The sequence below is a fragment of the Treponema socranskii subsp. buccale genome (assembly GCF_024181585.1).
Lineage (GTDB): Bacteria > Spirochaetota > Spirochaetia > Treponematales > Treponemataceae > Treponema_D > Treponema_D buccale.
The window spans coordinates 823588-846899 of sequence record NZ_CP054258.1 but is presented as its reverse complement, the minus strand read 5'-3'; the positions used below and the strand labels follow the sequence as shown (position 1 = coordinate 846899).

Below are 23312 nucleotides of genomic sequence, written 5' to 3'. Positions count from 1 at the left end.
AGGTACAAACAATGACTTGCAATGAGGCTCAATCGAGAGAGAACACACACGCAGAGATGAAAGCAAAGCGAAAACTGATTTTGGATGCGTTTGACAACAAAGCCGTCGAGCGCGTCCCCGTAGGATTTTGGTGGCACTTCGCCGACGAATACCGGCAATTCCGCGGACTCATGGATGACGGAATCATTCAAGCGACGATCGACGGCACGAAAAAAATGTATGACGATCTCAAGCCCGATATGGCAAAGGTTATGTCCGACGGTTTTTTCGGGCATCCGTCGATCATGGAAAACGATATCAACACTATCGACGACATAAAAAAAATCAAATCGATAGGTATGTCTTCTCCGTGGTACGATAAGCAAGTCGATATGCTCAACGAAATTCTCAAACATTTCAACGGAGAAATCGCAGCCTTTTACAATATCTTCGCCCCGCTCAATTATATCCGCTTATATACCGAGTGCTACAAAAAGCGCCCCGAATTATTTGCCGAGTTGTTTATCGAAGACCCCGATGCGATGCTCGCAGCTTCTTTGGAAATCGCGAAAGACCTCGAAGTTCTCGCCGATAAAATCAAACGGAATACCGCCGTCGACGGTATCTATTACAGCGTGCAAAGCGTACAGGCAAAGCAAGTCGATATAAACTTCCACAAGCATTACGTGGAAAAATCGGATCTCCAAGTTTTACATAAAATAAATACGTTATGGGATAACAATATTTTGCATATATGCGGTTACGGAAGTACGACAAACAATTTATCATTCTATACCGACTACAAAGCCAAAGTATACAACTGGTCGATACACGCGGAAAAAATGTCGCTTTCGGAAGGGAAAAAATATTTCGGCGGCGCTTGCGTTTTAGGCGGCTTTCCCAACAGCAAAGGCACGCTGCTCGATATCGGCCCCGATACCGAAATCGAAAATCGCGTAAAGCAGCTCATAGCGGATGTCGGAACCGTCGGCGTCATTATCGGAGCCGATTGCACTATTCCTCCGCAGGTAGGATACAAACGACTTGACGAAGTAAGACGTTACGCCGAAAAATACAGCAAAAAATAATATCGCATAGTAAAAAAGCTGTCCGAAAACTACAGCAAAAAAATAACGGAGCTTATCAAAAAAGGGAAACTGTCCAAAGGCTGAAGTTTTTGGACAGCCCTTGCATACCTGTACACATAATCGGCAATACCGAATCGTAACATCGGAAAGCCGCTCTTACTATCGCCTCATCGATGAGGCCAATTACCCCAGCAACAATCAAGTTCAAGTCAATCGCTTGCCCCTGTAGCACGCGCACGCCGGCCGCCCCTACTGTTCGCTCATGCCGAGAATCTTCCGAGCACGTTCTCCGTTCGCTCCCGATTTTTTATCGTTCGCAAGAGAGGAGACGACGGCGGCGGCCGAAGCGTATTTCGCTTTCGCATACATATCGAGACCGAGGCTCACCGTCGCCGCATCTTTTGAAAGCAAAAAATCGCGGCAGATATCCGCATAGCCCGCTCTCGCGTACTTTGCGAACAGTTTTCCGAGCGCGTAGCGGAGCTGCTTTCGCTTATCGTCTTTGAGCGTTGCTCCGGCGAGGGCGAGTATCTCTTTTTCACCGACCGAGCCTTGAGAAACGAGCGCTTTCGCCGCGTCCGCCTTTGCAGTATCGCCGGACTTCGGATCGGAGACGATCTCTATGAGGCAGCCGTTTCCGTCTTTTGTGCCGAGGGAAGCGAGCGCATCGTAGCACGCGGTTTTGACGACTTTTTCTTTATCGTTTTTTGCACGGTAGACGAGGTACGGAGACGCTTCGGTAAGTTTGAGTTTTTTTACCGCGGCTATCGCTTCGAGTCTCACTTTATAGTGTTCGTCGCGGATGCCCTGCATGATGACTTCTTTTGCCTCTCCGCTTTCGGGATAGTACGACAAGCCTTTGATGACGTACTGGCGGAAATTCGGGTCGGATGATTCGTAGAGTTCGGCAAGGATAGGAATCGATTCGCTCTTTTGCATCGCGCCGATCGCTTCCGCCGCGTACATACGCACAAAAGCGTTTTCGTCTTCATTTTGCGCAATCGAAACGAGCTTCGCCCACGTTTCAGTTGCATGCAGTTTTCCGAGCACGCGAGCGAGCGCTTGTTTTTGAGGCACGGTCAAATCATCGCGGTCGATATAGCCTGCAAGGTACTGCGCTTCTTCCGGCCCGCCGATCTCTCCGATCGTCGTAAGCGCGGCTTGAAAATACGCGTCGCTGTCCGTATCCAAAAGGGCGAGAACTGCCGGAAGCGCTTCTTTGCACTTTACCGCGGAAACGTAGCGGAACACCGCTTCGACCGTAGTGTTTTTCGTATCGTAGGGATCGTCCAAAACGCCGACGGCATAATCTTCCAAACACGGATCTTTCAGATGCGTAAAATATTCGAGAATTTTTTCACGCACTTGCGAAGAGCGCGTCGTATGAAATAAATCGTACGCGTCGTCCGAAAAGCGGGGATCGTCGTTGTCGATGCACTTTTGCAAAAGCGACGTGATTTCGGGCGACACGCCGTAGCGGAACGTATCGCGATATTCTTTTACGGTGTCTGGGCTTTTATCGGAAAGAGCGGCTTTTTCGCTCTTTTCTTTATCGGGAGCTGCAGGGCGCTTCGCTTGAGGTATCGTGACGGCTTTTTTGATTTGAGAAACCCCTCCGATCGAAGTTCCGACCGGTGCCGCGCTTTGCGCCGACGCGTTTTGCGCAGAAGCGGACGAAGCGCTTTGGGCAAAAACCGAAGCGCTTTTGCCGGCGGGAACACGGCAAAAGGGCTGCAGTACAAAAAAAGTCAGAGCAACTGTGGCATAGTGTATCTTCATAGACAATCCTCGATCCGTCGATCATATTATTTGGTTCAAGGGGCTGTCCAAAAACTTCAGTTTTTGGACAGCCCCTTGATTTTATATGCGATGTTTAAAATTAAGTCCTTGCAATATAAAGACTTAATTTTAAACTCGACGGGCTGTCGAAAAAGTAACCGACTTTTGAGACAGCCCCTTTTCCATCCGTTTCGTTCACCAACGGAATGGCGAGTTTGGAAAATAAATAAAATTATGTTTACGGCGAGGTTCCGGCTGCGTGCCGTTTCGAGCGTTAGACTCATGAAAGCCCACCCTAAAAGCTCGACCGCGGCATACACGGCGAGTTTGCAGAGCAAACTCGGTAGTGAGCGCAGCGAACGAAGTTCTCGCCGTAAACACAGCGCTATTAGCTGATACTTTCCAAACTCGCCATTCGACCTATCGGATGGTTCCGGCGCCGAATCGCGCAAGAAAATCGCGCTTATACTCTAAAAACCTGTTCTCTTCGATTGCGTTACGGATTTCACCCATCATCGCGTGAAGAAAATAGAGATTGTGATACGATGAAAGCATCGCGCTGAGTATTTCCTGCTCTTTGAAGAGGTGACGGAGATAGGCGCGGGAATAGGTGCGGCACACTTTGCACGTGCACTCGGCATCTATCGGAGAAAAATCGTGCGCAAAGCGTTCCTGTTTTATCGACAGCATACCGTCGTGCGTAAAGTACGAACCGTTGCGCGCGTTGCGCGTCGGAAGCACGCAGTCGAACATATCGATGCCGGAGGCGACCGCTTCGAGTATGTATTCGGGCGTACCGATTCCCATAACGTATTTCGGTTTCGCTTCGGGTAAGTATTGCACCGTATACTGCAAAAAGCGCACGAACTCTTCAGCGGGTTCTCCGACGGAAAGACCGCCGATCGCGATGCCCGCCGTATCGAGAGACGAAACGAAGAGAGCGCTTTCTTTGCGGAGATCTTCAAAAAAATTACCCTGAACGATCGGAAAGAGAAAACCGCGATAGCCGCGCTCGGTCTCCCGCTTCCACTCCGAAAGCGCCCGCTTCGCCCAATCCGTCGTAATCACCAGAGCGCGCTCGGCTTCTTTTCTGCCTTCATTCCAGCCCGTGCACACGTCGAGCTGCATTTGAATATCGCTGTTGAATTTCGCCTGCGTTTCAACGACGTTTTCGGGAGTAAAAAAGTGCCGCGAACCGTCGATGTGACTTTGGAACGAAACGCCTTCAGCGCCGATCTTCCGAAGCTTTGCGAGCGAAAACACTTGGAAACCGCCCGAATCGGTGAGAAAATTTTTTTGCCACTTCGAAAAGCCGTGCAGCCCGCCAGCTTCTTTTATCAAATCGGGACCGGGGCGCAAAAAGAGGTGGTAGGTATTGGCGAGGATGATTTCAAAGCCGATCTCTTCGAGCGATTCTTTCGACACGGCTTTGACCGTCGCATTCGTTCCGACCGGCATAAAGACGGGAGTTCGGACAGTGCCGTGCGGCAGCGTCAACAGCCCCGTCCGCGCCGAGCCGTCGGAACTCGTATGGTGCACTTCAAAAATATTCACTTTTATGTCCTCGTAAAGCGCAAAAGGAGAGCGCTCGCTATGATAAACAGGATAACCGGAAACCACGCTCCGGAAAAGGCGGTTATATAGCCGAACTTTGCAAGGAGCATCGTAATCATCTGCGTCACGTAAAACAAAACCGCAGCTCCTATCGAAAGCGCGAGACTTATGAGCATGACGTTTTTTCTCGATCGCCCGGAAAGGCCGATTGAAAGGAAGACGACGATAAACACGATAAACGGAAACGCGAACTTTTTGTAGTACAGCGAAAGCGCTTCTCCGAACGGCAGCCCCGTCCGCATCAAGTGTTCGATATATTCTTTCGCTTCGCGCACCGTAACCTCTTCGACCGAAACGACGTTGTTCCGAAACGTTTCAAAAGGCTCTGTGAGGCGGGAAGTAAAAGCGTCGTCGGGAACACTGCGCGTAACCGTCCCGCCTGCAAGCGAAAACTGCACCGCGTTTTGCAGTCTCCAGCGATCCGTATCCCACAGCGCGGAATCGGCGTGAATGACGGCTTCAAGTTTTTTATCGTCGCCTCGAAAAATACAATACAGATCGTAAAGCCGCTTTTGCGCATCGTCGTAGACGGCGGCCTTATAGATGAGATTGCCCCCTTCGGCGAGGATGACTATCACATCGTTATCGAGCGTTTTTTCCTGATTTAAAACGGTGCTTTGCAGCTTTTGCTTTTGCGCATAGGTAGTGACGGCGAGCGCGTCGTCGAGAAAAAACAGGGCGAAACTCAAAACGAGCGACAAAAGCAAAAGCGGAGCTGTAAAACGAAAAAGCGAGACGCCCGACGCAAAAATTGCCGTAAGCTCGTTATTCGCATAGAGGGCGCTCAGCGTATACGATGAAGCGAAGAGGATACCCATGGGGACGGCGTACCAAATCGTTTTCGGCGTGTAGAGCGCCATAATTTTAAACACGACGGAAGCCGGCACTTGATTTTGAATATAGCGCCACAAGTTCATCAAAAGATCGACGAGATTTAAAACGATCGCCGAAAAAAATACGGCGCCTAAAAAGACGGGTAAAAACCGTTTAAATAAATATTTTACGAGCATCATCGCTTTTTCAGCGCGATATAAAACGCCGCCCCCGCCGCGCCCGTCACGATATTCGGAATCCACATGCTCCAAAATCCGTTAAAGCCGTTTCTGCTCGACGCATACTGTCCGAGTATCATCATCGTCCAATACAAAAAGCTGATGATGATTCCGACGATCATGCCTATCGTCTGTCCGTTTTGTCTGCCGAACAAAAACGCAAGCGGCAGCGCGAGGAGCGCGAAAAAGAAAGAGCCGAACGGCAGCGAAAATTTTTTATTGTATTCGAGCGTATAGTTGTTGAGCGTGCGTTTATCGGTATCGGCGTTTTTTTTCATATCGCGCAGCGCCCTTCCCAAATCGTAAGACGTCATTTCGCGCGGACTCGTGTTTCCGCCGTCGCTGAAAAAAGCGCTTTCAAAAAGATTGAACGTCACCGTATCCGATGCAAGCCGGTCGTAATCGGAAAACGAACCCGTGTTAAAAAAAAGCGCGAGGGCATCGGTCATCGTAAGCTGCATGAGCACACCCTCTTTGCGCACCGATTTCAGTTCCGACTCTCCGGCAGAGATGATTCGCATTTTTCCGTCGCTTCCCGTATCGATGATGACGAGGTCGGAAACTTTCGTGTCGGAAACATCTCCGGTAACGAGCGTCGCCGTGTTGAGCCGCTTTACCGAATGAGAGGCGAGGGCGACGGCGGGGTTCGACGACAAAATCATACGGCGCAGACGGTTGTAGCGGATCGTGCCGAGCGGCAAAAGATAATCGTTTACGAAAAAGGACGCGATCGAAATAGCGAGCCCCATGACGAGCACCGGAGTCAAAATGTGAGCGTAGCTGAAGCCCGACGCTCTGAAAATAATAATTTCGTTGTCGCTCATAAATCGTCCCAAACACATGAGAAAGCCGACGAGAGTGGCAAAGGGGGAAGACTGCGCGACGATAAACGGAAGACTGTAGGTCATAAGCTTTACGACGTCCCACACGGGAGCGCCCTGCCTTAAAATATTTTCCGCGATGAGTAAAATCTGATTGACGAAAAAAATCGTAAAGAAAAATAAAAATGCGACGGAAAAATACAGCAAAAGCTCGCGCACGAGATAGCGCGTAAGAACGTGAGGGCGGAGAGAAGCGCCGAAAAGCTTTGTCCGAACGGATTGCGCACAATCGGTAAAACGATTTTTCAAGACGGAAAGATACCTTCGAAACGCGGAAAAATACCTGCGAAGTGCGGCGCAATACGAGCCGCCCGAATCGGCGCCCCCGCGCTTCATACGTTCACTCCGGTAGAACCGAAGCCGCCCTCCCCGCGTACGGTTTTATCGAGAAAATCCGCTTTGACGAAATTCGCCTGCGTAACGGATGCAATAACGATTTGCGCGATGCGGTCGCCGTTTTGCACGACAAAGGGTTTTTCTCCGAAATTGACGAGGATGACTTTCACTTCGCCGCGGTAGTCGCTGTCGATCGTACCGGGCGCATTTAAAACCGTAACGCCGGACTTCGCCGCAAGCCCCGAACGCGGCCTCACTTGCGCTTCAAAGCCTTCGGGAATTGCAAAGCATAAGCCCGTCGGGATGAGCGCAAAGGCGCCGCGCTCTATCGTTACGGGAGACGGGAGAAACGCGGATATATCCGCGCCCGCAGCTCCTTCCGTTTTGTATTCGGGAAGAAGAGCGCCCGGAAGCGCGGTACACGCAACGGCGACCGGTTTTATCACGACTCTTTCCTCGTTCGTTATTTCGCCTGTTCGTCGAGCGCGTCTATGTACGAAAGGTTCAGCCGTCCCATCTTATCGACTTCGAGCAGCTTTACGGGAATCTGCTGGCCTTCTTTCAGCACATCGGTAACTTTTTCGACGCGGGAATGCGAAAGCTTTGAAATATGGCAAAGCCCTTCTTTTCCCGGAAGAATTTCGACGAAGGCGCCGAAGTCCATAATGCGCTTGACGGTTCCGTTGTAGATCGTTCCCGGTTCCGGATCTTCGGTGATGCCTTTGACGGCTTTTTTCGCTTCTTCGGCGGCAGTACCCGTCTTTCCGTAAATCGTAACCGTTCCGTCGTCGTCGGTATTGATCGTAACGTCGTAGTCGGCACAGAGCGCTTTGATATTTTTTCCGCCCGGTCCGATGAGCGCACCGATTTTATCGACGGGGATTTTCATGGAAATAATCTTCGGCGCATAGCGGCTGATCGGCTGCGGCTTATCGATCGTTTTTTCCATAATCGACAAAATATGCAAGCGGCCGGCTTTTGCCTGTGCGAGAGCTTCGCGCATGATTTCGGTCGAAACGCCCGCAATCTTTATGTCCATCTGGAAACCGGTGATGCCGTCTTTTGTTCCCGCGACTTTAAAATCCATATCGCCCAAGTGATCTTCTTCGCCGAGGATATCGGAAAGGATTTTATACTTTTCGTATTTCGGTCCATCGGTGATGAGCCCCATCGCGACGCCCGCGACCATCTTTTTCATCGGCACACCGGCGGCAAGCAGAGAAAGACAACCGCCGCAAGTAGACGCTTGTGATGACGAGCCGTTCGATTCCATGATTTCCGAAACGACGCGGATCGTATACGGGAATTCGTCTCTGCCCGGCACCATCGGCGCGAGCGAGCGGCGGGCGAGGTTTCCGTGTCCGATTTCGCGGCGGCCGGTCATAAGCCTGCCGACTTCTCCGACCGAATACGGCGGGAAATTGTAGTGCAGGATAAAGTGTTCGCTTCTGTTTCCGTCGATATCGTCGTACGCCTGTTCGTCGAGCGTCGTACCGAGCGTCGTTACCGCGAGCGACTGCGTTTCGCCGCGCGTAAAGAGTGCCGAACCGTGCGGACGCGGCAGCACGTTGATTTCGCACGTGATCGGACGGATTTCGTCGCACTTGCGTCCGTCTATGCGCACGCCTTCGTCGAGAATCGCTTTACGCAGCAGCTTATATTGAATATCGTCCATGAGCGCGCCGAAGAGCTTTTTCTGCACTTCGTCCGAAAGCTGTTCGGCGTATTTTTCGGCGATTTTATTTTTGACCGCTTTGACTGCGGCGCTCCGCTCCATTTTGCCGTCGCGGAAACACGCTTCTTTCATGAGCGGCGTCGCTTCGGCTTCGATCGCTTCCGCATTTTCAAGCGTCACCGAAAGAGGCGCGAGCGGGAGCTTTTCTTTACCGCACAATTTTTGCAGCTCTTCCTGCAGGCGGCACATCTCCGTGATAAAGCCCTGCGCTTTTTCGAGCGCGCCGAGCATCACGTCTTCCGACGCTTCGTTCGCGCCGCCTTCGACCATCGTAAAGCCTTCGGCTGTACCCGCGACGACGATTTCCAAATCGGCCTTTTCGATTTGCGCAAACGTCGGGTTGACGACGTATTCGCCGTTCAAATATGCGACGCGGCAGGCGGCAACGGGTCCGTGAAACGGAATGTCCGAAATCGTCACCGCGGCGCTCGCCGCGATAACCGCAATGATATCCTGCGTATGAACGCCGTCGGCGGAAACGCAGGTCGGCACGATTTGAATTTCGCGTCCGAACGCCATTTCGAACAGCGGCCGCATCGGCCGGTCGATAAGGCGCGAGACGAGAATCTCTTTATCTTTCGGCCGCCCTTCCCGCTTTACAAAGCCGCCGGGTATCTTTCCCGCAGCGTAAAATTTCTCGTTGTAATCGACGGTGACCGGAACGTAATCCATACCCTCAACCGCATCGTGCGATGCGCACACCGTCGCAATGACCGCCGCTCCGCCCCACTGAGCGAATACGCAGCCGTTTGCCTGTTTGCCGATTCTTCCCGTTTCCAAAATCAAGTCGGCGTCTCCGACTCTCACAGTTACTCTTTGTACCATCTTGTCCTTCCTAAAAATGCGGCATTGCAGGAAGTGTCAACTTCCGAAGATGTCGCATTCGTGCGCGGGACTCGCAACAAGCGCGTAAGCGCGAAGTTTCGAGCGGCGCACACGTATATCACGAGTTTTCAAAAGAAAACTCGAAGTAAAACGAGACGCGCTATTTCAACGTTTCGTTTTACCGTTCTCAATTCTTTGTCGTTCTTTTCCGAAATTAATAATTAATAAAATTCATAATGGACGGCATACGGTCGGAATTCCGCATCCGCACAATTCGGCTTATTTTCAAAATTCAATCGACGCATAAAATGACCGAAATTGAAATCAATAACCGATCGATGCTATAAAAAAAGCCTGCGCCGCCGGAGCAAGCGGTCATGCAGGCTTTTTTGCTTGCGTTATTTACGGATACCGAGCTCTTTGATAAGAGAGCGGTACGCTTCGAGATTCGTCCGCTCGAAATATTTCAAGAGCTTTCTCCTCGCGCCGACGATTTTCAGCAGCGCGCGCTTTGCGCTTTTATCTTTCGGAAAAGCGCGTTCGTGCTCCGTGAGCTGCTGGATGCGTTCGGTGAGCAGGGCGACCTGCACTTTTGTGTTGCCGGTGTCGTGTTCGTTCGCACCGTATTTTGCGATAACGGCGGATGCCGCTTCTTTCGAGAGTGCCATTCGTATACTCCTATTCTTTTATCGTTCTTATAAATTCTACAGCCTTTATATGCCGCACGTCTTTTTGCAAATTCTCAAGGCAAAGGATATGAGATTTTGCCGTAAAGCGGGCTTCCGAAACGCATCCGTCGGTTATGACGCGAACGCCGTAAGTACCGTGTTCGGGCAGCACTTGCACAAAAGCGCTGCGTTCCGCCGTAAGCGCGCCTCCGTCCCTTTTCCAAACGGAAGTGGAACAGTCGAGCGCGTATTTTCTGCCGAGCATGGCTTCGGCCGAACGGATGTCGCCTTTGAAAACGCGCATGCGGATAAGCGAAGAGCTTACACGCTCTCCCTCATACAGCGTCGGCTCCGGAAACTCCGAAACGATGCCGCTTTTACGTGAAAACGCGCGGATTTCCTTCATGCCGTACGCACCGCGGTAACCGCAGCGAAAATCCCAGCCTTCCGCAATGAATTTCATGCCGCAGCCGCGCACAAGCATCGATAAAAAACTGTGTCCATCCATTTTACCGAATTTATCGGAAAAGTCAATGACTATCGCGAACGCCATGCCCCTCGCTTCGATGACCGAAAGCCGCTGTGCGAGCGTCGAAAGATCGCCTTCGTAAAATCCCTCGGATTTGAAAGCACCGAGCGATTGCTTAAACGCGACGACGCCGGGGGTAAGATCGTCTTTTTTCGCTTCCGCCCTGACGAGGGCGAACAGCGAATCGTGCCCGATATGAGGGCCGTCGAAGTTTCCGACCGTGAGCGCCGTACCGCGCGCAAACACGTCGGGAAGCGCAGTTTTTCCTGCGACAATGCTTTCGATCTCTTCCCACGTAAAACGTATCATGACGGCATACTCTATCACATTTCAAAAAAAATGTCGCGCAAAAAAGATACGGACAGATAATGTACTGCAGATATACGTATTGAAAAAAATATCCGTGCGCGTTAGAATATATTAATTTTTATTAACACGTCCGCAGCGGCAAAGCTGCGGTGCATTTTGGAGCGTGGATATGGCAACGATAAAAGCGGTAAAAAAACCGGCAAAGGCCGGTATGAAAAAGGCGACGGCGGCAAAAACGGTAAAGCGTGCGGCAAACAAAACGGCAAAAGCGCAGGCAAAGACCGCTTTGAAAAAAACGTTCGAAAAGAAAACGGCAAAAAAATCCGCAGCGGTAAAAAAGAGCGTTAAAAAGCCGGCGGCAAAAACCGCGGCGAAAAAATCGATCAAAAAAATCGACTGGGCAAATCTCCCCTTCGGCTACATGAAAACGGACAAGCGCTTCGTCGCCGAATTCAAAAACGGCAAATGGAACGCCGGCAAACTCGTTTCCGACGATACGGTTTCCCTTTCCGAATGCGCGGGTGTCCTTCAGTATGCACAGACCTGTTTCGAAGGTCTCAAAGCATACACGACCGAAGACGGCCGCATCGTTACGTTCCGACCGAATTTAAACGGTGAGCGTATGGAGCGTTCGTGCGAGCGGCTCGAAATGCCCGTATTTCCGAAAGAACGCTTCGTCGAAGCCGTTCTCGCCGTCGTCAAAGCGAATAAATCCTACGTGCCGCCCTACGGAAGCGGTGCGACGCTGTACATCCGTCCCTATATGTTCGGTGCGAATCCCGTCATCGGCGTAAAGCCCGCCGACGAATACCAATTCCGCATCTTCGTCACTCCCGTCGGCCCGTATTTTAAAGGCGGCGTCAAATCGATCGCCGTACGCATTTCCGATTCCGACCGCGCAGCTCCCCGCGGAACGGGCGATATCAAAGCGGGTATCAATTACGCGATGAGTTTGCACAACATCGTCGACGCGCATAAAAACGGATTTGCCGAAAACATCTACCTCGATCCCGCGACACACACGTTTATCGAAGAGACGGGCGGCGCCAATGTTCTGTTCATTACGCACGACGGCAAAATCGTTACTCCGAAATCCGACACGATCCTTCCGTCGATCACTCGCCGCTCGCTCGTGTACATCGCGGAAAATATTCTGCACGTCCCCGTCGAAGAGCGCAAAATCGATAAGCGGGAGCTTGCATCGTTCGCCGAATGCGGTTTGTGCGGAACGGCGGCGGTCATCTCCCCCGTGTGCGGCATATACGATCACGGCAGGGACATACGCTTTTCCGCCTGCGAAAACGGCATGGGCCCCGTGCTCCAAAAACTGTACGACACGCTCACGGGCATACAGATGGGACACATCCCCGCGCCGAAAGGCTGGATATACGAAGTAAAATAATCGCCATCGATAAAAAAAGACCGCCTCGGACGAGGCGGCTTTTTAATAATTATTAATCAATGTACAGTCCGCACGAAATCAGCGGATTTTCCGAACAAACGCATCTTTGTAACCGTACAACTTAAACCGCTCCAAAACGACCGCGTATTCGTCGACGGAAAGCGGTCCGATCATAACCTGCGTCGCGCCCCCCGATGCGAGAGGTACGAGCGTTACGGGATAATCGCGGCCGTACTTGCCGAGCGTTTCGCGGATATTGGACGGAGCCGAAAAAGCCGCTATCTGCACGTAATAGGTTCCTTTGTCGAGCGACGAAAGATTTTCCGCCGTACGTACGCCGTATTCGCGCGCTATCGATGCGGCACTTCCCAAGTCGCGCGATGGGGAAACGGTGCTTTGTGCGGTGCTCACATCGCTTTCGCTGACGGATTCGGCTTGTAGGCTTTCGGTCGTGCGGGTTTCTGCGGAAGCTTCAGCCGCACTCTCCGTTTTACTCTCCGAATCGTCCGCATCCGTAAGCACGATCGCTTTATAGGAATTATCGTCCGCCGGAGGCGCACTTTCGACGGGTTCTGCGATGAGCTCTTCCGCCCCCCCTTTTTCATCCTCCGGCGCTTTATCGCTTTCAGGCAGCGTATCGCCTGCGATATCCCGCTCTTCTTCAGGCGGAACATCGGCGATCTTTTCATCGGCTGCTTCGGCGGACGGCACACTTTCGGCGGACGGCACACTTTCGGCGGACGGCACACTTTCGGCAGACGGTACGCTTTCGGCAGACGGTACGCTTTCGGAAGACACCCTTTCTTCCGCCTCAGCGGGCATTTCATCCGATTCGGCTTCCGTTACGACCGGTTCGTCCGTCACGCGCTCATCGGAAATCGCCTCCGATTCCGCCGGTATATCTTCCGCTGCCGCTTCCGACTTTTCCCGCACATCTTCGGGCACGTCCTCTGCGATGACTTTTTCATCGGGCAAAGCTTCTTCTTCGGTCGCACCTATCGTTTCGGGCACGGCTTCGCCTTCATCGGAAGCTTCCTCTTGTGCGTCCGTTTTCTCAGCAATGCGCTCTCCTTCTTCACCTTCCGCTTCCGTTACGACCGGTTCGTCCGTTACGCGCTCATCGGAAATCGCTTCCGCATCATCGCTTCCCGCCTTATCGACTTCGCTTTCGTCGTTTTGAACGTCGGCTTCAGCCGGTGCGGCATCATCTGCGCTTTCGGAAATCAAAGTCTCATCACCCGAAACAGGCGGCGTTTCTTCTCCGCTTTTATCTTCACTTTCAGCCGAGTCCGTTCCTTTAACCCCGCTGTCTGCCGCAGCGCTTTCCGTATTTTCTTCCGCGGAAAGAAGCGTCTCCCCTTGTGCGATAACGGCAGTTCCCGATACCGCTTCGTCGAGCTCGCCGCTCCGCTTTGTGATCTTTACGATGACGTTCGAATCTTTTACGATACCGAGTTCCGCGGCCGCTTCAGGTGACAAAAGGATCGCAACACCTTCGGATTGGTCGAGAGAGCCGACGACAAGAATATCGAGCGTTTTTCCCGCGGCGAAGTTCGACACGATAATGCTGTCGCCCGGAAGATAACCGACGGTTTTTGCAAAATACCCCTCGGGCAGCACACCGGGATCGGCGACGACAGCCCTGCCGTCAAGCGAAGGACTGAACGAAGTAAAGAGCAGACAGCTTATCAGCAGGAAAAATAAATTGATTTTTTTCGACATGGCATATCCCCGTCTCTTGTCAGCGTTTGGATTTTTTATCGATTTCTTTATACAGCTCTTTTCTTATCGCATCGGCAACGGAAGCGGCGTATTCTTTTACGCCTTCGACATCGGTTCTGCCCGACGCGGGTTTCCGGACTTTCGATTTTACCTCGGCAATCTTTTTACCGCTTGCCGCCTCCGTGATCGTCCACTGCACGTACACAAGATTTTTAAGCGATATGTTTGCAGAATTCTTCGATCTTTTTCCGCTGTAAAAAAGCCTGAGCTGTATAAAATATTCGGCGCCGCCCGATGCTGCAATCGCGTACGCCGTCTTCCGCAAGCCCTCGGCATCTTCGACGACAGCCGCAAGAGCCGGTTCGTTCGTAACGATATCGCCGAAATTGAAAAAATAATCGAGAATCTGATCTTCGATGACGAGCGTCTCTTCACTCACCGTATCGAGCGCATCGTTGTGCTGAACGACTTGAAACGAAAGCTCCGTCGCCCAAGAGCAGACTGTGCCGAAAAACACAACACACAGTGCAAGCGATATTTTTTTCACGGATTCCTCCCTTACCTATACATATTCACACTACTATAATCGGAATAAAAGAAAGGCGTGTTTAGATTTTTTTACAAGGGGGGAAGTCTCCCCCTCGCTCCAAAGTCCTCGCGCAGAGCGCTCCGGTCTTTTGCGCTACCCCCTCTTCCGAATGTAAAATCGTCGTTTTCCGCCCGCTCCGTTCATGCACTCGTCCGCGTACCCTGCCTGCGCCTGTGCAGGCTGCGTTATCGAATTGTAAAACGCGGACGGCTGTGCTATAATAAAAAACTGTGAACAGATCCGACAAGCATTTGTACATAATCGGCGCGGGATTTGCAGGCATTTCCATCGCTTCGGACATCAAGCGCAAAAAAATATTCGGCAAAGTCGCAGCCTTTCTCGACGACGACAAATCGCTCATCGGGCAGGAGTTCGACGGCATTCCGATATTCGGTCCGGTCGCCGACATCGCAAAAATTCTGCGATGTACCGACAGCGACGAAGCGATCATCGCGATTCCGAGCGCAAGCGTCGAACGGATAAAAGAGATTTACGAAACGCTCAAATCGGGCGGCTTTAAGCATATCAAAATTCTTCCGAGCGTGAGCCAGATCGTAAACGGTACGGCGCATTTGGTACAGGCGCGCGACATCGATCCGCTGGACATACTCGGACGTACGCCCGTAACGATTTCGCTGAAAGAAAGCCTTTCATACTTGCGCGGAAAGCGCGTGTGCATCACGGGAGCCGGAGGTTCCATCGGCTCGGAGCTTTCGCGTCAGCTTTTGTCGGGAGGAGCCGAGCGTTTATACCTCTTCGGACACGGCGAAAATTCCATCTATCAAATAGACCGCGAACTGCATCTTTTGCAAAAAGAAGGCGTCGGCGAAAAAGCGACGGTCGTGCCTATCATCGGCGACATGAAAGACAAAGACTATGTCGACTACATCGTTTCGCATACGAAATGCGACGTCGTCTTTCACTGTGCGGCTTATAAACACGTTCCGCTCATGGAAGAAAATCCCGTCGCCGCAATCGAAAACAACGTATTCGGCACGAAAAATCTTCTCGATGCGTGCATCGCTCACGGCGTCCGCCGCTTCGTACTCATTTCGACCGACAAAGCCGTCAGTCCCGTTTCCGTCTACGGCGTATCGAAAATGCTGTGCGAAAAACTCGTACTCTCCTATGCCGATAAAGCGCGGGACGGAACATCGTTTATGTTCGTCCGCTTCGGCAATGTACTCGGTTCGCGCGGTTCCATTTTACCGCTCTTTATGGAACAGATTAAAAACGGAGGCCCCGTTACCGTCACCGACAAAGCTATGGAACGCTATTTTATGACGATACCCGAAGCGTGCTCCCTCGTCTTGCGTACGGGCGGCGTCGGCGAAAACGGTTCGTCCTACCTCCTCGATATGGGGCAGCCCGTAAAGATAACGGAGCTCGCCGAACAGATCATCCGTTTCAGCGGTTTCGAACCGTACAAAGACATCGACATCGTATTTACCGGAGCGAGAAAAGGAGAGCGGGCCATCGAACCCTTACGGCTTCCCGAAGAAGAAGCGCAAAAAACTTCGTACAAAAAAATCATGCGTTTGAAAAACACGCCGTATGCCGAAGCGCACTTGCGCTCTCTCCTTGAAAAACTCCATCCCGTGTGCTTCCGCACTTCGGGTGAAGAAGAAAAATATCGCAATAAAAATTATCTGCTTGCGGTGCTTTCGGACGACGTCCCCTCTCTCAAAGCCTTTTACGCGGAGGCAAACCGTGGCTGACATACACGTTCCTTTTTCCCGCCCCGCTATAGGCATCGAAGAAGAGCGGGCGGTGCTCGAAGTGCTTAAAAACGGCTGGCTTACGACGGGAAAATACGCGCTGCGTTTTGAAAGCGATTTTTCCGACATGATGAACGCTGTAGGAAGCGATGTACGGGACGCAAGAGAAGCGCTTTCACTCGATGTGCGGAACGTCCAAAGCTTTGCCGTAAACAGCAATACGAGCGGTATGATCCTCGCGATGGATGCATGCGGCGTTACAAAGGGAAGCGCCGTGATCACGACGCCCTATACTTTCGTATCGACCGCCGCATGCGCGCGGCATTTGGGAGCGGACGTGTTTTTTGCCGACATCGAAAAAGATTCCTACAATATCGACGTGCAAAACATCGAAGCCGTATTGAAAAGTGAAAAGGGAAAGCGAGTAAAAGCGATCGTGCCGGTACACATCGCCGGAAACGTGTGCCGTATGGAAAAAATATGCGCCCTTGCAAAAGCGTACGATGTCCGCGTCATAGAAGATGCGGCGCACTCCTTCCCTTCTCCGACAAAGCTCGGTTACGCGGGTACGATCGGGGATGCGGGTGTATTTTCGTTTTATGCGACAAAGACCATAACGACGGGCGAAGGCGGTATGGTATGCGTGCGCGATGAAGAGCTTGCAAAGCGCATCGCGCTCATGCGTATGCACGGCATGGACAGAGCCGCATGGGATCGCTATACGTCCCCCCGCGCTTCGTGGGAATACGATATCGCCGAATGCGGCTGGAAATTCAATTTACCCGATATCCTCGCCGCGATCGGCATCGAACAGTTGAAAAAAGCCCGCGCGTTTTTGGAAGCGCGGAAAGCTGTTGCAAAAAAATACGACGATGCGTTTTCAAAACTCGACTTTATCGAAGTCCCGCCCGACGGAGAGGGAAACGCATGGCATCTCTATCTCATGCGCATAAAACCGGATGCGCTCACGATTTCCCGCGACGACTTTGCAAAAGAACTGCAGTCGCGCGGCATCGGCATTTCGGTGCACTTTATACCCCTCTTTCATTTTACGTACTGGAAAAAATTATATCCCGAATTCCGTGCAGAACATTTTCCGAATGCGCAAAAGCGTTTCGCATCGACGATTTCGATTCCGCTGTGGCCCGGCATGACAAGCGATATGACGGACAGCGTCATCGAAGCGGTTTTATCCATAGGAGCGGCACACCATGCCTGACAAAGCGAAAAAGAAAAGCGACAAAAAAGGAAAAAAAGAGCCGCTCGTCGTCCACGAATACTACACCGATTGCACGAAACCCGACATGCTCTACGGCGCGCTCGTGAGAGGTCCCGTGTCGTCGGGTACGATCGTCGGCATATCCGTTCCCGATCTTCCCGAAGGCTACGCGTTTTTTACCGCGCGCGACATTCCCGGAAAAAACGCGATGCGCACGCTCGCATCCGACACTCCGGTATTCTGTACCGAGCGCGTTTCGTATTTCGGAGAGCCCGTCGGTATCATCGTCGGGCCGGACGAAGAGACGGTGTACGAGCTCACGAGCAAAATCGAAATAGAGTTCGACAGCGCGACGGTCGAATCGGCGCTGCGCTCGGTCGCAAAGGGTTATGCGCTGCCTGCGGTGACGCTGCCGAAAGAAAAGAGCGAATCGAAAAAGCTTTTAAAAATCGCCCGAGCGATGCACATCGACGATCCGGCGGATACGTCCGTTGCGCTCACACAGACCGGCTCCGATGCGAGCGAAAAAACGGAAGAAGCCGTCACGGAGCGTACGGCGAAGACGAGCGAAGGAGAGAGCGAAGCCCTTGTCGAAGAACGTACGGTACAGATAAGCGAAATCGTTGCCGAACGCACGGTGAAAACGGGCTGTTTTCTCTCGGAAGACAAAGCGAAAGCACTGTTCAAAAATGCCGATTATATCGTGTCGGGTACATGGGTGCAAAATACCGTACAGCCGTCGTGGCCCGAAACGAACGGCGCGTTTTGTTTTATGGAAAACGGCACACTCACGGTTTTTGCACCGACGCAGTGGCCGCTCTATCTTAAAAGCGCTCTTTCCGCATCGCTCAAAATCGCAGAAGACCGTATCGTCATAAAGGGAACGAACACGTCGGGGCACGATGCGAACGGTATGTGGCGGAACGCGACGCTCGTCATCCAAGCTTCTCTGGCCTCATATTTGACGGGAAAGCCGGTAAAACTTTCACTCTCCCGCGAAGAACACAAAACTTTTATGAAGCCCGGAGTCGCCGCTTCCGTCACGTGCGAAAGCGCCGTTTCAAAAGAGGGCGACATATCGGCAACGAAGATTTCGATCGAAGCCGACGTCGGATACTGCAATCCCTTCGCTCAGGAAATCGTCGACCGCCTCGCAATCGCTTCGTGCGGCGCATACGATATCCCGAATATTTCAATAAGCGTGAAAGCCCGAACCTCTCCGTCTTCTCCGACATCCGTGTTCGCCGACATTATCGACGCGCAGGCTTTTTTCGCAATCGAAAATCACGTACAGCAAATAGCCGAACGCCTCAACATGCTGCCGCCCGAACTCCGCATAAAAAATATGCGCTCGTCTTCCAAAGAGAACTCGATGCCCTTTACGTTCCGCACGGGAAAAGCGGACGGGGTAATCGCGCATGCCGTCAAAATGAGCGATTACAATCGCAAATACGCCGCATTTAAAATCGATGCGGCCGAAAAGTCCGATTCGCCCGATACGTTTTTTGCCCTCCCCATACGCGGTATCGGCATGGCTTGCGCCTTCGGCGGTTCGGGCTATCTGAACAACGATCTCGTTACGGAAAAGCAAAAGGTATCGGTGACGCTCGAAGAAGACGGAACGGTGACGATTCACTCTCCCGTCCCGTCCGCGGCGATTTCGGATATTTGGATAAAGCTCGTATCAACCCTGCTCAAAGTACCGTCCTCCGCCGTATCGATATCGCCTGAAGAACAGGGCGGAAGCGATTTGCCGACGCCGAGCAGCATCTACGGCAGTTTGAGCATCACGACGCAGCTTTTGCATCAGTGCTGCACCGAACTCGAAAAAAAGAAAGCGGCAAAGGCGTCTCTCCCGATCACCGCAAAAAAAGGTCTTCCGCCCGCAATCAAAAAGCTGTGGAACAAAGAAAATTTTTCGGGCATACCCTTTTATACGGCTTCGTTCGGATGCGCCGTCGTCGAAATCGAACTCGATCCCTACACGTATAAAGAGCACATCAAAGGAATTTGGATAACGATCGATTGCGGACAAGTACTCGAACTGCATGCCGCCGAAAATACGATCCGCATCGCGATCCAACAGGAACTCGCGCAGCTTGTCAAAGGAGAATCGATTTTGTGCGACAGCGTACACATTTCGTTCGTGCAGTCGGACTCTCCTCCGTCTCAAATCGGAAATCTCGTACACAGTATTATACCGGCGGCCTTTTCGGCAGCTCTTTCACAGGCGCTCGGCTTTTGCATACGCGAATTGCCGTATAACGCCGAAACGATGCATCCTAAAACGCAAAATCTTTCCGGAGAAAACGCATGAAAATACCTGTGACGCTCGACGGTAAAAAAACCGTACTCGAAGCTTTTCCGTACGAAAAATTAATAAACGTATTGAGGAGAAACGGACGGCTTTCGGCAAAGTGCGGCTGCGGCGAAGGCGTATGCGGCGCATGTACCGTCTGTCTCAACGGCAAAGCCGTTCCGAGCTGCATCGTTCCCGTCGCCCTCGCACGGGATGCCGACATCGTGACGCTCGACGCTTTTACGAAAACAGAAGATTACGGCGATATCGCAAAGGGATTCAATAAAGCCGGCATACGCTTGTGCGGCTATTGCAATGCGGGGAAGATATTTGCGGCACGGACTGTTTTGAATACCGCCGTAAAGCCCGCGAGAAAGATGATCGCGGAACAGGTTTCGCATCTTTCGCCGTGCTGTACGAATACCGACATGCTCATCGACGGCATACTCTACGCCTTCGACTTTAAAGTGCAGCGCATGGGAGCGCAAAAAAATGCAAAATAGCGATCACACGTTTTTCTTTGCAAAGACGATAGCCGAATTGTTCTATCAACTCACATCGGTATCGGGTCTCGAAGTCGTCGGCGGCTGCACGTCCCTTGAGCGCATGCCGCAAAAAGCGATTTCCGTTCACGGCATCCCGGAGCTCGCTTCCATAACGATGCACGAACGCTATCTCGATTGCGGACCGGCCGTCGCACTTTCCGATATTCTATCGCTTGCGAGCGCGCGCATCCCCGAAGCGCTTACCGAATCGGTCAAAAGCATAGCAAATCCTTTTGTGCGGAATATCGCAACGATAGGCGGCAATATATGCGCCGGCGGAATACGGCGGACGCTTTACGCCCCGCTTCTCGCCCTCGACGCAAGGCTTGAATTGAAAAGTGCGCTCGATACCGTCTATGTACCGCTCCTCAATTTTACCGCCATACCGCACGGTTCGATTTTATCGAATATCCGCATACCGCTCGGAGACTGGGACATAACGGTGTTTCGCCGCCTCGGAGCCGACAGCAAAATCACCGAGTCAAGCGCTTCGTTTACGTTTCTTGCGGACAACGAAAAAAACATGATAACGAATATCAAACTCGCGTTTTCAGGTGTCGTCACGTTCCGCTGTATCGAACTCGAAAACAGACTTATCGGAACGCGCTTGCCGCTTGCAGCTAAAGACATCGCGCTCTTTACGGAAACGGCAGCTTTGCAGTTCGACGAAGCGGCAAAAGACGTTTCGTACAATCCGATTTTGCGGACGCAGTTTATCAATTTGACGCGTTATTCGCTCGAACAGCTGACGTAAGTTCTTACGAAGCGAATGCCTTATTTTAAAGACGGTAAAAAGCATGGCCGAAACGGCGTGTCGCTTTTTAGATATCGAAATATTTTGTAAAAAATTTTATGGGAGATTGTCATGAAAGAGATCTTATATCCGATTCTCGAACACATCGAATTTGTTATAAGCGTTATAAGCATCGCCGTCGTCATCTACGGTGCACTCATCGCCGTCGTGCAATTTATTAAAGGAGAAGTGCTGCATTTCAGCGGCAAAGAAAAGATGCGTACGATTATGATCATCCGTTCGGATTTGGGCGTTTACCTTTTGCTCGGTCTCGAACTCCTCATCGCAGCCGATATCATAAAGACGATTTTAAATCCCGCGCTCATCGAACTTTTGACGCTCGGCGGCATCGTGCTCTTGCGGACGATTTTATCGGTGTTCCTCGAGCGTGAAATGAAGGGCTTAAAAGAGCTGAGCGAATAAACCGTCCGATTTAGGAACTGTGCAATTGGTGCACGCGCCCGGCAAAAGCGCGTAAGCGCTAAGTTTCGAGCGCGCAGAATATACAAAAAGGGGCTGTCTCAAAAGTCGGTTACTTTCTCGACAGCCTGTCGAGTTTAAAATTAAGTCTTTATATTATAATGACTTAATTTTAAACGTCGCACATAAAATCAAGGAAGCTGTCCAAAAACTGAAGTTTTTGGACAGCCCCTTTGTCCGTATTTTTTCGCTTACAGAATCATTCGGCTTTGCCCCGAAAAGTAAAGCCGAATCGTATTAAACGTATTTCAGTCGCCGCGCTTTACTAAGCGAAGCCCTGTGTATACAAGCGGTTCCCAGACATTCGGACTGGGCGAACGCATGGCGATACGGCAGGATTTCGTATTAAAAAACCAGTCGCCGCCGCGCATGGAACGATTATCCCTGTCATCGACAGGCTTTTCCGCTCCCGTAGGATCGGTAAGACCGTCCGGCGGAGTTGTATTTTCATAAACGTCCCAGCATACTTCGCCGACGTTTCCGCTCATATCGTATAAGCCGTAGCCGTTCGGTTTTTTCTTTTTCACTTCGTGTGTTCTTTCTCCCGAATCTCCTCCGGTTTTGTCGTTATACCATGCGTAATATTTGAGCGCCGTCATTTTATTCGTACCCGCCCATGCGATATTGCCTTTTCCTCCCTTGGCGGCCCATTCCCATTCCGCTTCGGTCGGGAGACGGAAGCCGTTTTTACTCATATCCACTTCGACTCCCAGCCAGCGTTCATCCTTATCAGTAGGAATTTTGCTCACGTCGAAAGTTTCAAACTTGATAGGTTGGTCGCCGTTGTCTTTGTCCTTTACCGTATAACAGGGCTGAAGACCGAGTTTGATGCTCAGCTTATTGCAAAAAGCGATCATCTGGAAAAAACTTACATTTTCGACGGGGCGCTTTTCCTGCTCTTCCCCTAATGCGACCTTCGTATTAACCAGATACTCACCATCCATGCCCGGAAGCTGTTTGTTTCCGCTATTGTCGAAAAAGCTCGGATTGCTTCCCATAACTTCCTTCCACAGCTCCTGCGTCACTTCGGTTTCTCCTATGGAATAAGCCGAAAGATTTGCGGTATAGGGCATATTGTCCGAAAAATCCATAAAGCCGGTTACATCTTTGTATCCCAACTGTGCGCCTTTTACGGCGGGGATCTGCCTCATGGTAAACTCTACGCTTCCGACCTCATAGGTTTTGCTCGGAAGATCGGTAATGTCGTCGTCTTTTGAATATTCGCCTTCATAAGGTCTCCCTTTCACTACAGGCAAAAAATCCGCAATGCCTGCCATCGGGATGATATTCGGTTCGCAGGTAAAAGGAATGTTTGTCGTATCGAATAAAAGCCGTACGTGCTTTGAAAGCTCGTTATTTTTCATCTCTTTTTCTTCGCCTTCGCTGTAACAGTTTACGAGCCATTTTCCGTCACCGACATCTTTGTACGAAATGAGGGGATAAGAAAAGCTCATAAACGTACTGTTCAAATCGATTTTGTCGGCTTGAACGACAAGGCACATATCGGCATTTATAGAACCGACAAAGAGATGACCCCAGTACGAACCGTAGAGATCTTCCTTGGTCAGATCGTCGCTTGACGGTGCATTGTTGCAGCTTAAAAACACCGTTCCCGCAGCCGCCAACAGCGCACACACACAAAAAGTATATAACTTTTTCATAAAACCTCCATAAAAACTTTTGCAGGATGTTTAAACATCCGAAAAAGTTTTTAGCCGTGCGCGTAAGCGCACATGTTCAATAATCGAGT

At 51.4% G+C, this 23312-nt stretch carries 19 protein-coding genes; 8 read left to right on the top strand and 11 right to left on the bottom strand.

Going from position 1 to position 23312, the window contains the following annotated elements; translation table 11 throughout:
- The first annotated feature begins 11 nt into the window (after positions 1–11).
- On the top strand, positions 12–1067 hold the full coding sequence (locus HRI97_RS03740) for a uroporphyrinogen decarboxylase/cobalamine-independent methonine synthase family protein (RefSeq protein ID WP_253726673.1): 1056 nt from the start codon (positions 12–14) through the stop codon (positions 1065–1067).
- 249 nt (positions 1068–1316) lie between these two features.
- Here HRI97_RS03740 and HRI97_RS03735 read toward each other — a convergent pair whose 3' ends face one another.
- From HRI97_RS03735 to HRI97_RS03700, 8 genes are all read right to left on the bottom strand, one after another.
- Positions 1317–2846, bottom strand: coding sequence for a HEAT repeat domain-containing protein (locus HRI97_RS03735; protein WP_253726671.1), 1530 nt, complete (start codon positions 2844–2846; stop codon positions 1317–1319).
- Positions 2847–3266: 420 nt separating this feature from the next.
- Positions 3267–4400, bottom strand: a complete 1134-nt coding sequence (gene tgt / locus HRI97_RS03730) for a tRNA guanosine(34) transglycosylase Tgt (RefSeq protein ID WP_436411270.1) — start codon at positions 4398–4400, stop codon at positions 3267–3269.
- 2 nt (positions 4401–4402) lie between these two features.
- Positions 4403–5473: an LptF/LptG family permease gene (locus HRI97_RS03725; protein ID WP_253726669.1), complete on the bottom strand. Its 1071-nt coding sequence runs from the start codon at positions 5471–5473 to the stop codon at positions 4403–4405.
- A complete protein-coding gene (locus HRI97_RS03720; RefSeq protein ID WP_253726667.1) occupies positions 5470–6729 on the bottom strand; it encodes an LptF/LptG family permease in 1260 nt (419 codons plus the stop codon). The genes HRI97_RS03725 and HRI97_RS03720 overlap by 4 nt, the downstream gene beginning before the upstream one ends.
- Positions 6726–7175: a dUTP diphosphatase gene (gene dut, locus HRI97_RS03715; RefSeq protein WP_253726665.1), complete on the bottom strand. Its 450-nt coding sequence runs from the start codon at positions 7173–7175 to the stop codon at positions 6726–6728. Before dut ends, HRI97_RS03720 begins: the two co-directional genes overlap by 4 nt.
- Before the next feature lie 17 nt (positions 7176–7192).
- Positions 7193–9289, bottom strand: a complete 2097-nt coding sequence (gene pnp, locus HRI97_RS03710) for a polyribonucleotide nucleotidyltransferase (protein WP_253726663.1) — start codon at positions 9287–9289, stop codon at positions 7193–7195.
- Between the two features lie 398 nt (positions 9290–9687).
- Positions 9688–9957 (bottom strand): 30S ribosomal protein S15, encoded by a 270-nt coding sequence (rpsO, locus tag HRI97_RS03705; protein ID WP_180486678.1) that lies wholly within the window; start codon positions 9955–9957, stop codon positions 9688–9690.
- A gap of 10 nt (positions 9958–9967) precedes the next feature.
- The gene (locus HRI97_RS03700; RefSeq protein ID WP_253726661.1) at positions 9968–10795 is read right to left on the bottom strand and encodes an FAD synthetase family protein; all 828 of its coding nucleotides are present in this window, start codon (positions 10793–10795) and stop codon (positions 9968–9970) included.
- A gap of 169 nt (positions 10796–10964) precedes the next feature.
- Here HRI97_RS03700 and HRI97_RS03695 point away from each other — a divergent pair, with 169 nt between their 5' ends.
- Positions 10965–12197 (top strand): branched-chain amino acid aminotransferase, encoded by a 1233-nt coding sequence (locus HRI97_RS03695; RefSeq protein WP_253726660.1) that lies wholly within the window; start codon positions 10965–10967, stop codon positions 12195–12197.
- 78 nt (positions 12198–12275) lie between these two features.
- Here HRI97_RS03695 and HRI97_RS03690 read toward each other — a convergent pair whose 3' ends face one another.
- Together HRI97_RS03690 and HRI97_RS03685 are read right to left on the bottom strand one after the other, a co-directional pair.
- Positions 12276–13919, bottom strand: coding sequence for an SPOR domain-containing protein (locus HRI97_RS03690; RefSeq protein ID WP_253726658.1), 1644 nt, complete (start codon positions 13917–13919; stop codon positions 12276–12278).
- 19 nt (positions 13920–13938) lie between these two features.
- Complete coding sequence (locus HRI97_RS03685) at positions 13939–14466, bottom strand: hypothetical protein (protein WP_180486683.1); 528 nt, start codon at positions 14464–14466, stop codon at positions 13939–13941.
- 272 nt (positions 14467–14738) lie between these two features.
- On the opposite strand from HRI97_RS03685, the gene HRI97_RS03680 reads away from it, so the two are divergent.
- The 6 genes from HRI97_RS03680 (at position 14739) to HRI97_RS03655 (ending at position 21505) form a co-directional block, all read left to right on the top strand.
- The gene (locus HRI97_RS03680; RefSeq protein WP_253726656.1) at positions 14739–16226 is read left to right on the top strand and encodes a polysaccharide biosynthesis protein; all 1488 of its coding nucleotides are present in this window, start codon (positions 14739–14741) and stop codon (positions 16224–16226) included.
- Positions 16219–17445, top strand: a complete 1227-nt coding sequence (locus HRI97_RS03675; protein WP_253726654.1) for a DegT/DnrJ/EryC1/StrS family aminotransferase — start codon at positions 16219–16221, stop codon at positions 17443–17445. The genes HRI97_RS03680 and HRI97_RS03675 overlap by 8 nt, the downstream gene beginning before the upstream one ends.
- On the top strand, positions 17438–19762 hold the full coding sequence (locus HRI97_RS03670; RefSeq protein ID WP_253726652.1) for a xanthine dehydrogenase family protein molybdopterin-binding subunit: 2325 nt from the start codon (positions 17438–17440) through the stop codon (positions 19760–19762). The genes HRI97_RS03675 and HRI97_RS03670 overlap by 8 nt, the downstream gene beginning before the upstream one ends.
- A complete protein-coding gene (locus HRI97_RS03665) occupies positions 19759–20247 on the top strand; it encodes a (2Fe-2S)-binding protein (protein WP_180486688.1) in 489 nt (162 codons plus the stop codon). Before HRI97_RS03670 ends, HRI97_RS03665 begins: the two co-directional genes overlap by 4 nt.
- Positions 20237–21043, top strand: coding sequence for an FAD binding domain-containing protein (locus HRI97_RS03660; protein ID WP_253726650.1), 807 nt, complete (start codon positions 20237–20239; stop codon positions 21041–21043). The genes HRI97_RS03665 and HRI97_RS03660 overlap by 11 nt, the downstream gene beginning before the upstream one ends.
- Positions 21044–21154: 111 nt before the next feature.
- Entirely contained in the window at positions 21155–21505 is a 351-nt protein-coding gene (locus HRI97_RS03655; RefSeq protein ID WP_253726648.1) for a DUF1622 domain-containing protein, read from the top strand.
- Between the two features lie 305 nt (positions 21506–21810).
- Here HRI97_RS03655 and HRI97_RS03650 read toward each other — a convergent pair whose 3' ends face one another.
- Positions 21811–23223 (bottom strand): formylglycine-generating enzyme family protein, encoded by a 1413-nt coding sequence (locus HRI97_RS03650; RefSeq protein WP_253726646.1) that lies wholly within the window; start codon positions 23221–23223, stop codon positions 21811–21813.
- Positions 23224–23312: the final 89 nt, after the last annotated feature.